A 14689-nucleotide genomic window follows, 5' to 3' on the forward strand; every position below is an offset into this window, starting at 1 on the left:
TAGAAAATGAATAATAAAAAGTAGCCTATCCCTTTAGGAATAGACTCCACTCGTTGCTATTTTCCAAATCAAATGATCTTGCCCTTGCCCCCAATAATCCTTTAGTAAATAATCAGGTTCACCAAATTTCTTTTTCCAGATGGTTTGGGCATTTCTGTAGCCGCTGTCGAGACAGAAATCCGCAATTCCCCGGGCCTTTAAGGTATGAAGTATTTCTGCTAGCAGTCTATTTCCAATTCCTAGTCTTTGATAGTCAGGAAGTACAAATACCGTTCCTACTTCAACAAGATTACTTAGTTCTCCATTGGTACAGTCTTGAATCAGTTTACTAGCAGGACCATATTCTATTGTTCCAATAATGGTGTTTCCTGCCTTAGCAATTAAAAAATACCTTTTCTCACCCTTGCTATCTAAATCCAATTGCAAATAATTTTTCTTACTATCAATTTCAGCTTCGATATCATCAATTAACCCCGCGAGTCCTTCTCTAGCAAAGGTATCGGTAATAACGATCTTAAAAAATTGATTCAGTTCCTCTATGTCCTCAATTCTAGGTCTTCGAATCTCGACTTCTCGCACCCAAAAGCCTCCTAAACATTACGTTGATATATTTTTCTGAACTCTAATTTTATTTACCACAAAAAGTCCACTATAGAGTAGAAATGTCCCTACCATTAATATCATTCCAAGATAAACGGACATCATCGTCGGTACCAAAAATGCCCCTAAGACGATGGCACCACGGGCGATTAAATCTGCCCCGTTAAACCCTAAATTGGAAAAAGCAGAATAGGAACCGCGTTTATCCTCCGGCATCATATTTGCCTTTTCAGCATTTGCAATCGGCGAATAAATAAGTTCGCCAATCGTTGCAATCGCGTTAAATACTATCAGAACATACCACATATTCGCAGACGTAACGATGGTATAGCCTGCACTATAGAGCAGCAGTCCTAAGAGCAGCATTTTCCGCGGTGAAAATTTATCAGTCATTTTGGTAACAAAGAATGTTAGCGCCACAACCATCAGCATATTTTCAATGTTAAGAAAGCTTAGCATTCTGACCCCTGCCACTTCAAAATTCCCGATAAATACTGATTTAAATTCCTCCGCTAATCGCACCCCGATATAACTATTTAGTGAAAATTCGGCTGCAAAGATAAACATTGACCCTGCAACCACCATGACAAATGGTTTATCCTGAAACGCAACTTTGTAGTTCTGGAATAGATCGACAAAAATATTTTCATGTTTTTTCTCTAACAGTTTCACACGTGTATCATGCAGCCAGATGCCATAGGCAATCGGCAAGCTAGTAGACACAACCGTTAATGTGATAAAAAGCTCTAATTGATGATTTACATATAAAAGTCCGCCTAACGCAGCCCCGATAGCCATCGCTAAATTAACCAGCCAATAATCAAGGGCATATACACTCTTCCGATTTTCAGGCGTTGTTGAGTCAATGATAATTGCGTGCACAGCAGGACGGCCGAGGCTGCTGGTAATCGTGAAAATCACATAGCTAATCGCAAATAATAAAATCCATTTTTGAGCAGGCAATAAGCTTACCGTCATAAGAGCAAACATAAGCGCACTAGACGCAGATGTTGTGATAATAATTTTTTTACGAGGGAAGCGGTCTGAAATATAGCCGCCGATAAAATTAATAAAAAAACTTATAATGACCGTAATCGCTAAGAAAATACCTGCCCACACCGCACCCTTATGCTGTGCAAAGAAGAGTGCCATAAATGGCATTACGGAGCTGGCAATCGCACGGTTAAAAAATGAGGTTATCAGTCGAACTTTAATATTTTGGGGATAGTCTTTCCAAGTCAAAAAATCACACCTTTCAGAACTTTTAGGAAAAAGAGATAGCTATTTAAAAATAACTAATTTTCAAAATTATGTCTACTTTTAACTGAGAAAATGTACCATTTTTTATTAAGATTTTGGACGCAGTACAAAAAGAATGCCTGACATCTTAATGTCAGGCACTGTTCTTATTAATCTTGATATCCTGATAATTGTTGCTGCACGGACTGAAGGGAATTTATTGCTTGTTGAATCTTGTTTTTGTTATCTGGCTTTTCAGCGGTACTTAGTGCTTGTTGCAGTGTATCAACCGTACTTTGTACCGATGACATACTTTGGTCAACGTATTGTTTAGCGTTTGGCATATGTGCACCTCCTTAATAATTCAAAAATAGTATCTGCACATATACCAAAATTATAAGGATTACTTTTCCATCATTAATTTTAGAATTATTTCGTCCGTATGTCTTGTTCCTTCATTTCCAAGCCTACAAAAACTTTCAATACTTTTTTCCACATCATCGTGAATAAATCCGTCGGTGGATTTAATTTCTTGATTGTTGAGTGCCAATAATGCTGATTGAACTGCAACATTCGAACATGTGGATACTTTCATTGCACATCCAGCCTTCGCACCATCACAAATCATTCCAGAAACATTTCCGATGGTGTTTTGAATCGCTGCTTTAATTTGCTGTAAATGACCTCCAAGTAAATATACAATTGCTCCACTTGCACCCATTCCAGCAGCAGTTACACCGCATAGTGCTGAAAGCCTTCCAAATTTCGATTTGATGTGAATGGTAATAAGATGGCTAAGTGCAACTGCTCGAATCATTTCTTCCTCTGAAACCTGCAGTTTCTCTGCGACTGCCACAACTGGAAGGGTTACAGCTATTCCTTGATTCCCACTACCAGTGTTCGCCATTACCGGGAGTGTTGAACCTGCCATTCTAGCATCTGACCCAGCTGCAGCTAGTGACATTGCCGCAGTGGCGATATCATCTGATAGTATTCCCTTTTTTACATTTTCCTTAATGGTCTTCCCTACTTTTAATCCATAATCTCCAGATAGTCCTTCATTTCCAATGATTCTATTTAATACGATACTCTTTTTTACGAGAGATAAATTGTTAATATCGACCTTTTGAACAAAATCAACGATCTCATCAATCGTAAGTGTAACTAATTCCTCTTCATCCGATTGGAAGCCTATATTCTCGCATCCCCCTGTAAACACAACCTTACCATCAACCTCGATTAAAGTGATATTACTATGATTATCAGAAATAACCACTTTAGATGTACCCTGATCGGTTTTTATGGTGACTTCAATATAGAGTCTTTTCGGTGTATTTGCTTGAGCAGATGATACTTTACCATCCTCGATTAGTTTTAACGCAGACTGCTCATCTTCAAAAGTAAGTCCATCCAATACTTCCAGTTGTTTCGTTGGATCTCCCGCAACTGCTCCAAGTGCTACAGAGAAGTCAAGACCACTGGATGTCATTCCTGGAATCCCAACAGATTTAGCATTTTTTATTATATTTCCACTTGCTTTTAACACTATCTCTTCTATTTTCCCTTTGGCATAGCTTTTAGCCGTTGCTGCGGCCAATGCAATCGCAACAGGCTCCGTACAGCCAAGCGCAATAACTAATTCTTTTTCGAGAATGGCTTCTATTTTATTCTTCTCCATTATGTTCCACACCTACTTTTTTAAAATACCTTATCTAAGATATTACCATAGAAGAGCAGCTATAAATTTGGGGTATTTTTACCAAATAGTCAATATCGAATAAAAAAGAGTCTTTCTAGGGAACGAAAGACTCTTTTAAATGACTTTATCACATTGAATGACTGATTGTTTCTTCGCCAATTTCTGCTTCTCTTCCAAACAATCTTGCATAGACACCATTATTATTTTCAAGTAACTCCGCATGTCCACCTTGTTCAACAATGGTTCCATTTTCTAGAACAATAATCTTATCAGCTGAGAGTACTGTAGAAAGCCGGTGTGAAATAATGAGAATCGTTTGTTTCTTCCCTGTTTTCAGTACAGACTCGTTGATTTTCGTTTCCGTAATCGGATCGAGTGCCGAACTTGCTTCATCCAGAATGAGAATTGGCGCATCTTTTATTATTGCTCTAGCCAGCGATAATCGCTGCTTTTGTCCGCCTGATAATAGACTGCCGCGTTCTCCTACCTTTGTATTTAAACCATCAGGCAGGCTCTCCACTAGTTCATCCAGACCACTATCATGCAATGCTTTTAGTAATTCCTCATCACTAGCATCTGGCTTTCCGATTCTTAGATTATCTGCTAATGAACCGCTGCGCAATTGAACATCTTGGGTTACAATCGCTATTTGTGACCGCAGCCACGATGTATCCCATTCGGTAATGTTTCTTCCATCTACTTCTATCACACCATTTTTTGTTTCATATAATCTAAATAGCAAATCAACGATGGTAGACTTGCCTGATCCACTTGGTCCAACCAAGGCCACTTTTTCACCCGCATGAATATCAAAAGTAACACTAGATAATACATTTTCTTCTTTTTCTGGGTAGGCAAATGTTACCTCTTTAAGTCTAATACTGCCGTTAGCCCGATCACCTCGGACACCTTCCATTATTTCAGCTTCCGCTGGCAGGTTCGATAGGAGAATGTCTGAACGATCTAGTGCCGGACCTGTTCTTCTCACAGAAAGCCAGTTGCGCAGCAATCGCTGCATTTCATTGGCCGCTATCGTAACTAATCCCCCAGCAGTCAGCATCTGTCCACTTGTCAAACCATCGTTCCAAATCAATAATGTACTAATTAAGTAGACAATCCCTAAAGCAAATCCATTATAGCTGGCAATGACCACTACGGATTGCATTCTTGCTTTTAGTTCCTTAATGGAATGCTTTACGAAAGAGTTTCTGATAGCTATAACACTTTCAACCTCATTTTCGGAAACGCCCATAACCCGTGATAAATGAATTCCTGTAACAGATTCTCTCAGTCTTTCAAGATACCGGGAAGCCTCCTGCCTTGCATCAGCGGAGGCAGATCTAGTCCTGATTCCCACATAATTGGAGGTCCAATAAAAGATAATACCTAGAACCACACTGGTAATCATTAAATAAGGATGAATCCAAAGCAGCACAAAACTATAAATAATAACTCCCTGGACACTCGCCATGAAAGTCGAACCTTCCCATGCAAGAAAGTTATGGAGAGTATCTGGATCATCTGAAACCCTTGCCAGTAGTTCACCTGAAGAATTGTTATGATAAAAGGAATAGGGCAATACCTGCAAATGACTAAACAAACGAAGTTTTTGCCAATTGGTTACCGTCTTGGCTGTTTGATGGCAAAAATACTCATCAATTACCATCATGACCAAATCAAAAATAGCAGAAAAAATTAATAACCACATTAATCCCCAAAGCCAGGAGTGATTTTCATTCGGAATAATACTATCAATTAACCAACTAAGCGCTAAAGTTGGTATTAATGCTGAAAAAACCTGACTGATCGCAATAACAATGGAGTCCGCTATGACCCACTTTTTATAAGGCTTTAAAAAAGCCAGTACTCTTCGACCATCACGACTCTTTTTTGTTTCGGAGACAATGTTTACGTTCATCCAATCATCTCCTTTTCTAACTCGCTATATTGTGCTTTGTATAATTCATAATATTGGCCTTTTAACGCAAGAAGTTCTTCATGTGTACCCTCTTCCGCAACCATCCCCTGGTCTAAGAGGAGAATCTTATCAGCGTTCCTAACTGTAATCAGTCGATGGGCAATGGTAATCGTCGTTCTTCCTGGGATTAATTGTTCAAGTGCCTCTTGAACTTTTTCTTCTGTTTCCCCATCCAAGGAGGACGTTGCTTCATCAAATATTAGGATAGGTGGTTGGCGTAAGATAGCCCTTGCTAATGCCACACGTTGTCTTTGTCCGCCGGATAGTTTTAAACCGCGCTCGCCTACAACCGTTTCATACTTTTCTTCTAACGATTGTATTAACTCTTTTAAACCTGCAGCCTCTACGGCACGATCCAACTCTTCAATTGTTGCATCAGGTTTTCCATATAGAAGATTGTTCCTTAGTGTACTGTTTAATAGGAAGGTTTCTTGAGAAACAACCCCTACTTGCTGCCTAAAACTGTTTCGATTATAAGCAAAAAGATTTTTCCCATCTATTTCGACAGTTCCCTTATCTGGTTCATACAGTCCGAGTAATAGTTGAATTAGTGTACTTTTTCCGCCGCCACTTGTTCCAACAATCCCTATGTGGTTTCCTGCCCCAAGAGAAAGGGAAACTCCTTTTAAAATTTGTTTATCGCTTGATGGATAGGTAAACCAGATATTTTCCATGTTTATCTTCCCATCTACTTTCTCAAAAGATGGTAAACTTCCCTCATGCTCTTCCGGTAAATCGAAATATTCATAGATTCTCTGCAAAGCCGGAATTGCCTGTTGAATAGTTAACGCATTTTCCGCTAATGAGCGTACAGGTAGAAACATGATTGGAATAAAACTAAGACATGCTACTAGGGTTCCAATCGTTATATTCCCTTCCCAAATCGAGAATCCGCCAATTAACATCACAACACCAGGAGTTGCAATATTAAACAAATTTCCTAAGCGCCAGTTTACCTTTCCGATTAATGCTGCACGAATGGAGAAGTTTTTCCAATCTAATAATTTCTTTTGTTGAGTTTCAATCTCTTTCTTTTGTGTTTGAAAGGTTCTAACTAAACGAATACTCTCAATACTCTCCTGCAGGTGTTGATACATATCTGCACTCATATCTCTCTGTGTAGCACTCATCTTTCTCATTACTTTTCCTAATTTAAATGACGGGAAAATATAAATAGCAAATACGACAAACATCACGATGGCTGCTGGCCAATACAAAACAAATACCGCTGAAAATGCGGCAATCGCGCCAATAACTTGCTGTAAAATACGTGGCACCACTGTATTATTCAGGTTTTGAATGGACTCCACATCATGAGTAAGACGGTATAACATATCACCTCTTGGTGTGGTTGAAAAAAACGACATCGGTGTCCGATGCAGCTTTTTAAATGCTCGAATTTGCATGTCGGTTATAACATCTAGACCGATTTTAACCTGCACATATTCCTGCAAGGTTTCAAACAGCGATTTTCCTAAGAAAGCGACTAGAACACCAGCGACAATCCATAGTAAAAAGGTTGTCTGTCTAGCCCCAATTACCTCGTCTACTAATCTTCCTGCCAATATAGGAGGCAAGATTGTAAATGCTCCGCCTACTAAAGAGAAAGAAAGTGCAAGCAGCAATTTCTTCCAATATGGTTTAAAATGAGCCAATGTAGTTTTTAATAAATTCATAGTTAATCCCCCCGCGAAATTTTATTTTATTACAAATTATAGAAATATTCATTACTATTTGAAAAAAACTTTTCATTTATTTACAATTCCCTTGCTGAAACGCAAAAAAGGTAACAGCCCCTGGGTTGTTACCTCCTTTTGAATAAACTTTTTAATGGTCTCGGTGCACAATATAATTCAATATATGCTTTAGAAAAGAGGTATTTCGCGGAACTTCTTGTAGAGTTTCCATCGCGCAGCAATAGTGGTCCCACATCGCTTTCCTGGCGCCCTCAGATCCTAAGATTGAAACAAAAGTCGAATTATTGTTCTCCTCATCTTTTCCTGTCAGTTTTCCAAGAAGATCCAAATCTCCCTCTACATCAAGTAAGTCATCCTTTATTTGAAACGCAATGCCGACATGATAGGCGAACTTTTTCAAAGCATCCATCTCAGATTGTTTAGCCTCCGCTAGAATAGCAGGCATTAGTAAGGAAGCCTCGAAACCCAGTCCAGTTTTATAGAAACACATCGTATTTAAGTCTTCTAACGTTAAACGTTTTCCTTTAGAACCTAAATCTATCGCCTGTCCTTTACACATGTCTTCTGTCAATCTTGACGAATAGTGTATCAAGCGGAGCACCGTTTTCGAATTAAACTGTTCCAGAGATGCTTGTTCCTCAATTGCCTTCTGGGTTAGATAAAGACCTGTTAATTCGGCAATTGCTTGATCGTACACCATATGCAAAGTTGGACGTCCCCTGCGAATCGGTGCATTATCCTGTGATGGCAGATCATCAAAAATCAATGAAGCAGTATGCATATACTCCAAGGATCTTATTAGTGGTCTCATTGCGGACTGACTTAATCCATATTCTTTTATTCCCATAATCCAAGTAATGATTGGTCTCAATCGCTTTCCATCACCCTCAAGGCTATAGTTTGCAGCCTCAACGATTGGGCTATTCAGAGTACCATCCTTAGGGATTGGCAAAAGATGATTGATTTGGTTGCGTACATGATCGATTAAATCTAAGAATTCTTCCTGCTCATTTCGTTCATTTTTCAAATTTGTTATCATATGGTCACGCAGGAGTTTATCGAAGAAATCCACATCGTCTGCCTTAGCTACCATCTTTTGAATAAGGGTATTGAAATCTGGAATACCAGAAGTAAAAAGTTCCATTACTTCATTGTACTTTTTTGTTCCCAATCGCTCTTTATATCTCTTTAATCCATTAATCGCTCGATCTAAAATGACCTCACATGCCTTTTTATCTGAGTGATAGACATTATGAATTAAATTGGAAATAACACTCCAATATAATTCAAATGGGTTAATTAGGTCAGTACGTTTATCATGATATTTCAGATAATAGGTATAGGGTGTAACGGCACCACTTTCTAAGTCCTCAAACATATCTGCAAAGTCATCTGCCAATTGGTTGTATATCCCATAAAAGAATGTTCGATTGTCAAAGCCCTCATCTTCAGCAGCATTAATAACAGAACGGACAATCAATCTTGATGATGAAGATTTTAGAATAACAGGAATATAAATCTCCTCATTCGTATAATCTCCCTTTGATAAATCCTTTTCACGGTCCACTTCCTGAGAATGAAAAAACACATAGGATTGATCGAAGAAAGATTGTATTGTCTCTGGCTGCTGCTCTGCTTTAATATACTCAAAACCCTCACTAAGTTCTGAATGAATGAAGGTAATCAAAGCTTTGTTCTGTTCAGTCCAATCTCCACCCAATTTCGGTACATTCCCAGTGGTAAGCGTGGTACGGATTAAGTTGGAGTATTGCTTTTTCTCTTTTTCGGATAAGACCTTGGAATCGAGAAGATCATCTATGAAAGGATAGGTCAACCCGTAGGCATAGCCAAGTCTAATGGCTCTATCAAGTCTATGAGTTCGTTCATCAGGGGAGGTTTTATCTCCCATCTCTTCAATTTCATGCATGATGACTCCAGCAATAATTTTAATAAGCTTACGCTGGGCATGATTAGGATCCATCCCCTGTGGAAGGTTATTGGATACAGTCTTCAGCTTATTTATCATCCAGATAACAGCAGATTCAATAGATTCCTGCTGGGCCCACCTGTACAACCATGCCATAGAGAGTATCTCATGCTTATTTTCGCGTTTTTCCTTTGGTTGAGTAAGATTGTTTTTTAAACTGTTAACAACACTATTAACTCTAGCCTGTGTTTCTTTGGAATCCAGCGCTTTCCCCAAATCACGCATAAAAATATAAGATATGCTTCGATCAAGGTAATTGTCTAGTTTGCCAGTGTAATCCAGATATTTAATATAATTGTGATAATCACGGGGATTCGATTTACTTTTACCACGAGAAAAAAGAGAGAATAATGAATGATGATGAATATGGTTGTGTTTCCAGGATTGTATATCTCTTGTTAGAGTAGGAACATATTTTTTTTGCTTAACTTGCTTGTACAGTGACTGAAAATACCCATTAGCCTTTTGCTCAGCCATTGCGTAGCATGTATCTTCATTTATTAACAACGTCTTAATCATTTGAACATTACCTCAACTTCACGCACTTTAGTTTGTATATTAATAATACACGTAAGCATTCGCTTTATAACTATTAAACTGAAAATTAATAAAAAAATCCCTCAGACCTTTCATCTGAGGGAAAATTAAATAGTGTTACTCGTATCTTAATGCCTCAATAGGACTAAGTTTAGAGGCTTTATTTGCGGGAAGCAATCCAAAAATAATACCAATTAGGGCTGAAAAACTCACTCCAATGAGAACAATTAACGGACTAACGGCAGCTGTAATGGGCGAAAACTCCGATACGAGGATACTGCCTACTGCTGCTAGGCCAATTCCAATCAATCCTCCTAATGAAGTTAACGTGATAGACTCAATTAAAAATTGTAAAAGGATTTTTCCTCTGGTCGCACCAATTGCTTTCCGAAGTCCAATTTCTCTTGTCCTTTCTGTTACCGAAACGAGCATAATATTCATGACACCAATCCCGCCGACTAAAAGAGAAATGCCTGCAATACTTCCAATTAGCAGTGTTAATAACGAAATCATTGTGTTTAATTCTCTTTCATAATCTTCAAAGTCATTTGTCGAATACTTGCCATTTTCAAGAGCTTTTTCGGCTGTTAATGTATCGGCTGCAAGCCGGCCTGTTTCAGAAATGTTTTCAGGATCACTTGCAATCACCTGTAATTGTTCGATTTCTCGATTGCCAAACATCATCGAAATGACAGAACGCGGCATAAGCATTTCACCCGTTTCCTTATTTCGGAATTGTTCAGGCAGCGGCGATTCATACACCCCGACAACCTTGTAAGGATTATCATTTAAGTCAATAATCTCGCCGATAGGGTTTTCGGACTCCTTAAAGAATTTTTCCCTTGCTATCGTATCAATCAAGACCACTCGATTCAAACCATCATTATCCGCGGCGTACAAAGCTCGTCCTTCCACTACCTGAATATTCCTGGCCGAGAAAAATTCTGCACCGACACCGGTAATTTGCATATCACCTTGCTCATCATCATGGGTCATCATTCCATAGCCTTGATTCGTTGCAACCACAGCCTTAACCCCAGGAACTTCCGCGAGAATTTGGACATCTTCAGAGGTTAATTCAGGTTCCTGCCAAAACATTTCCGTTTCACCTTCAGGCGGGATATACTCATAATAAATATCTATCGCATTCTTATCTGTACTAAACAATTCATCTGTCATCTGCTTCTTCGTACCTTGACCAATTGCGACGATAATAATAACAGCGGCTACCCCAATGATAATTCCTAGCATCGTTAGAATTGACCTTATTTTATGATTCCAGATTGACGACAGGGCGATTTTAAAACTATCCCATAAATTCATGCGGTTACCCTCCGGTCATCCGTAATCATGCCATCTTTTATCGTGATGATCCGCTTTGCGTAGGCTGCTATTTCTTCTTCGTGAGTAACAATAATAACCGTTTTTCCTTCTTCATTGAGCTGTGTAAATAGTTTCATTATTTGTTCACTCGTGGTCGAATCAAGCGCACCAGTCGGTTCATCCGCTAGGAGAATAGTAGGATTATTGACAAGTGCTCTAGCGATCGCAACTCGCTGCTTCTGTCCTCCAGACAATTGATTCGGCAAATGCTTCATCCGGTCTCCTAACCCAACTTTAACTAGCAGGTCCTTTGCTCGCGCTGTTCTTTCCCGCTTGGAAATCCCAGCATACACAAGTGGTGAGGCCACATTTTTAATGGCGTTGTCTCTTGGAAACATGAAGAATTGTTGAAAAACAAATCCCACGTGTTCATTTCTTAGCTTAGCTAGAATACTCTCTTTGGCCGAAGCAATTTGTTCTCCATTTAATTCATATGTACCTGATGAAGGGTAATCTAAAAAGCCGATTATATTCATTAATGTAGATTTCCCAGAACCAGAAGGCCCCATGATCGCGACAAACTCTCCATCTTCTATCGTTAAATCAATACCATGCAGCACGGGAACCTCTAATGAACCCTTCCCATATACTTTTGTAATATCATTCAACTTCATCATAGGAGGTCACTTCCATTCCATCATGCATTTCTTCTGTTGGTGTAAGAACCACAAGTTCTCCCGGCGATACTCCTGATGTCACTTCAATGAAGGCATCGTTCATAACCCCCATTTGAACTTCGCGTCTTTCTACTTTCCCTTCTTTTAAAATATAAACAATTTTGATACCACCTTCATCGAATAGAGCAGGATGTGGGATAGCAATCTTTTTGGTGGAATCACCAGCTTTTATTTCTAAAGAAACATGAAAGCCTTGACGTAACTCAGAAGTATCATCGGTAATCGTCACTTTAAAAGGATACATCGTCACATTACCAGCTCCCCCGCCTCCTTCAAATCCTTCTCCTCCGCCGCCCTCGGCACTTGGGAATTGGGAAACAGATTCAACCAAACCGTTCCATTCACGATCCTTAAAAACTTTTGGCCGGATGATAACCGGTTGCCCTTCCTTAATCTTGACTGTATCGAATTCACTCATCGATCCAATAACTTTATAGGGTTGACTTGAAATAATGTGGATGACAGGTTCTACTGCTCCTGCTTCTGTATTTGCTACATTTTGATTAACCTTAACAATAATCCCATCCATTTTGCTTACAACTGTCATTTCATTTTTCTGTGCATTTAATTCCTTTATTCTGTCTTCAGCCGAGGTGATTTCCGACTTTGTACTTTCGTATTGCATCTCTTGCTGGATTTTCTCATTCGAAAGCTGGTTTACGTCTTCTTGAGTTATTAGGCCTTCAGTTGCCGCTTCGGATCCGGCACTCTGAGATCCTAACTTCTTTTTAGCTTCAGATAATCGTTTCGTGATATCTGCAATTTGGTTTTGTTCGGTTTTACCTCGACTTTGAAGCATTTCTTTTTCACGAACTGCCCTCTTAAGTTCACTATCTATCTTTGAAGAATCATAGACTAATAATGGATCACCAGTTTTGACAGCCTGGTTTTCTGCCACTTTAAATTCACTAATTTCCCCTTTTTCTGGTTCCAAAAAAATCTTTTGCTCACTTTCCGGGACAATTTTACCCGTAACAAGAATAGATTCTACCATTTCTTGTTCACTTACTTTTTGTACGCTAATACTCATTACACCGTTTTCATTGCTTACTATTTCAGTACCTGTTTTTACATATAAAAATATACCCGTGCTCGCAATGATAAGTATTCCCAAAATTGCTGCTACCCAAATCCATATCTTTTTCTTCACCTATATACCCCCGTCGATTCTATTATTTATCTAGTATCTACTATAAAGGTACTGGAAAAATTTTCAATAGATTTTAATGGTAAACTTTACTATTTACAATCGATAGATTCAATACAAAGACAAAAAACCTTTCACTTAGAAAGGCTTTTGCTTTGTATTTTAACATTTTTAAGTTCCACAGAAGGTTCTGTATGGACGTGATGATGGCTCTGCGAGAGTTGTGTAATCAATCTGTTCCGGAGAGTATCCATATGGATTGGATAAAACCTCAATAAGCCTCTCCATCACACTATAATCTCCATTATTCGCTGATTCCAGTGCCTCCTCTACCCGGTGGTTCCGAGGGATTACCGCTGGATTACTATTCCTCATTAATTGAATAGATGATTCCTTCGATTCCTCCTGCCTGCTCAGTCTTGCCGTCCAACGTTCAAGCCAATGACCAAATTCTGCCGTTTCGTGCAGGGTTGTATCTTCTGGCTTTTCAATCGTTAATGCACGGAATGTATTCGTGTAGTCAGCACGGTGCTTCTGCATCATATCCAGCAGGTCTTTAATAAGAGTTTTATCTTGTTCCTCTTCATTAAATATTCCTAATTTTGCTCTCATTCCTTCATGCCAATTTGATTCAAAAAGCTGAGCAAAGTCGGAGAGCTTATCCTGCGCGAGCGTAACTGCTTCCTCCTGATTGTCATGCAACAGCGGCAGCAGTGCTTCAGCTAACCGTGCTAAATTCCAGACAGCAATATTTGGTTGATTCCCATAAGCATAGCGGCCTTCTCGGTCAATAGAACTGAACACAGTAGCCGGATCATAGGTATCCATAAAGGCACAAGGTCCATAATCGATGGTTTCTCCACTAATCGTCATGTTATCGGTATTCATTACACCATGAATAAAACCAACCAGCTGCCATTTCGTAATCAACATTGCTTGACGTTTAATTACTTCCTCTAGGAATGTAAGATATCTATTCGCGGCACCTTCTATTTCTGGATAATGGCGATTTATTGCATAATCTGCCAGCTCGCGAAGCTCCTCTTTGCTTCCCCATCTCGCGGCATATTGAAAAGTCCCAACACGCAGATGGCTTGCAGCTATTCGGGTTAAAATCGCACCAGGTAAATACGATTCTCGAGCTATTTCCTCACCAGTTGTTACGACTGCTAAACTTCGGGTAGTGGGAATTCCTAAACCATGCATCGCTTCCGAGATAATATATTCTCGCAGCATTGGTCCAAGTGCCGCTCGGCCATCGCCCCCACGTGAGTAGGGAGTTCTTCCTGAACCCTTTAGCTGGATATCAAATCGCTCACCCGTAGGTGTTATCTGTTCCCCAAGAAGCACCGCTCGACCGTCGCCTAACATCGTAAAATGTCCAAATTGATGCCCCGCATATGCTTGAGCTAGCGGTGAAGCACCTTCAGGAGTTTTGTTTCCCGCAAATATGGCTGCACCATCTTCGCTTTGCAAGGATTGTTGGTCCAATCCTAGAGACTTAGCCAATGGCTTGTTAAAAATAGCTATCTCTGGTGAACTTACAGGGGTTGGGTTTTGGCTGGTAAAGAAAGTTTGAGACAAGCGTGCATAACTATTTTCAAAATTCCATCCTGTTTCTGCTATTTCCTTTGTCATCGTATCCCCCTTTTCCTTTCTTGTTTTGCTTGCTTTCATATTGGCTTTGTTAATTGCTTTTGTAAATTTATATAGAACAGACCATCTTTTACGGTATTACGAACGGC

The 14689-nt window shown here is 39.4% G+C and carries 11 protein-coding genes; all 11 read right to left on the reverse strand.

Features of this window, described 5'->3' with window-relative positions:
* Positions 1–33: 33 nt before the first annotated feature.
* The 11 genes from QUG14_RS13135 to QUG14_RS13185 all read right to left on the reverse strand — a co-directional run bounded on the left by QUG14_RS13135 (position 34) and on the right by QUG14_RS13185 (position 14582).
* Complete coding sequence (locus QUG14_RS13135; protein ID WP_289340979.1) at positions 34–579, reverse strand: GNAT family N-acetyltransferase; 546 nt, start codon at positions 577–579, stop codon at positions 34–36.
* A gap of 18 nt (positions 580–597) precedes the next feature.
* Complete coding sequence (locus QUG14_RS13140) at positions 598–1842, reverse strand: MDR family MFS transporter (protein WP_289340980.1); 1245 nt, start codon at positions 1840–1842, stop codon at positions 598–600.
* Positions 1843–2009: 167 nt separating this feature from the next.
* Positions 2010–2183 carry a hypothetical protein gene (locus tag QUG14_RS13145; protein WP_289340981.1) on the reverse strand — a complete coding sequence of 58 codons (174 nt, stop codon included), beginning with the start codon at positions 2181–2183 and terminating at the stop codon, positions 2010–2012.
* Between the two features lie 59 nt (positions 2184–2242).
* Positions 2243–3517 (reverse strand): L-cysteine desulfidase family protein, encoded by a 1275-nt coding sequence (locus QUG14_RS13150; protein ID WP_289340982.1) that lies wholly within the window; start codon positions 3515–3517, stop codon positions 2243–2245.
* A 148-nt stretch (positions 3518–3665) separates the two neighbouring features.
* A complete protein-coding gene (locus QUG14_RS13155) occupies positions 3666–5456 on the reverse strand; it encodes an ABC transporter ATP-binding protein (RefSeq protein WP_289340983.1) in 1791 nt (596 codons plus the stop codon).
* Complete coding sequence (locus QUG14_RS13160) at positions 5453–7192, reverse strand: ABC transporter ATP-binding protein (protein ID WP_289340984.1); 1740 nt, start codon at positions 7190–7192, stop codon at positions 5453–5455. Before QUG14_RS13160 ends, QUG14_RS13155 begins: the two co-directional genes overlap by 4 nt.
* A 151-nt stretch (positions 7193–7343) precedes the next feature.
* On the reverse strand, positions 7344–9719 hold the full coding sequence (locus QUG14_RS13165; protein ID WP_289340985.1) for a polyprenyl synthetase family protein: 2376 nt from the start codon (positions 9717–9719) through the stop codon (positions 7344–7346).
* Between the two features lie 135 nt (positions 9720–9854).
* Positions 9855–11060, reverse strand: a complete 1206-nt coding sequence (locus tag QUG14_RS13170) for an ABC transporter permease (RefSeq protein WP_289340986.1) — start codon at positions 11058–11060, stop codon at positions 9855–9857.
* On the reverse strand, positions 11057–11737 hold the full coding sequence (locus tag QUG14_RS13175) for an ABC transporter ATP-binding protein (protein WP_289340987.1): 681 nt from the start codon (positions 11735–11737) through the stop codon (positions 11057–11059). The genes QUG14_RS13170 and QUG14_RS13175 overlap by 4 nt, the downstream gene beginning before the upstream one ends.
* Complete coding sequence (locus QUG14_RS13180) at positions 11721–12947, reverse strand: efflux RND transporter periplasmic adaptor subunit (RefSeq protein ID WP_289340988.1); 1227 nt, start codon at positions 12945–12947, stop codon at positions 11721–11723. Before QUG14_RS13180 ends, QUG14_RS13175 begins: the two co-directional genes overlap by 17 nt.
* A 168-nt stretch (positions 12948–13115) precedes the next feature.
* Entirely contained in the window at positions 13116–14582 is a 1467-nt protein-coding gene (locus tag QUG14_RS13185) for a protein adenylyltransferase SelO (protein ID WP_289340989.1), read from the reverse strand.
* Between the last annotated feature and the right edge of the window lie 107 nt (positions 14583–14689).

Origin of the sequence: Neobacillus sp. CF12, assembly GCF_030348765.1 — a bacterium.
GTDB lineage: Bacteria > Bacillota > Bacilli > Bacillales > Cytobacillaceae > Neobacillus.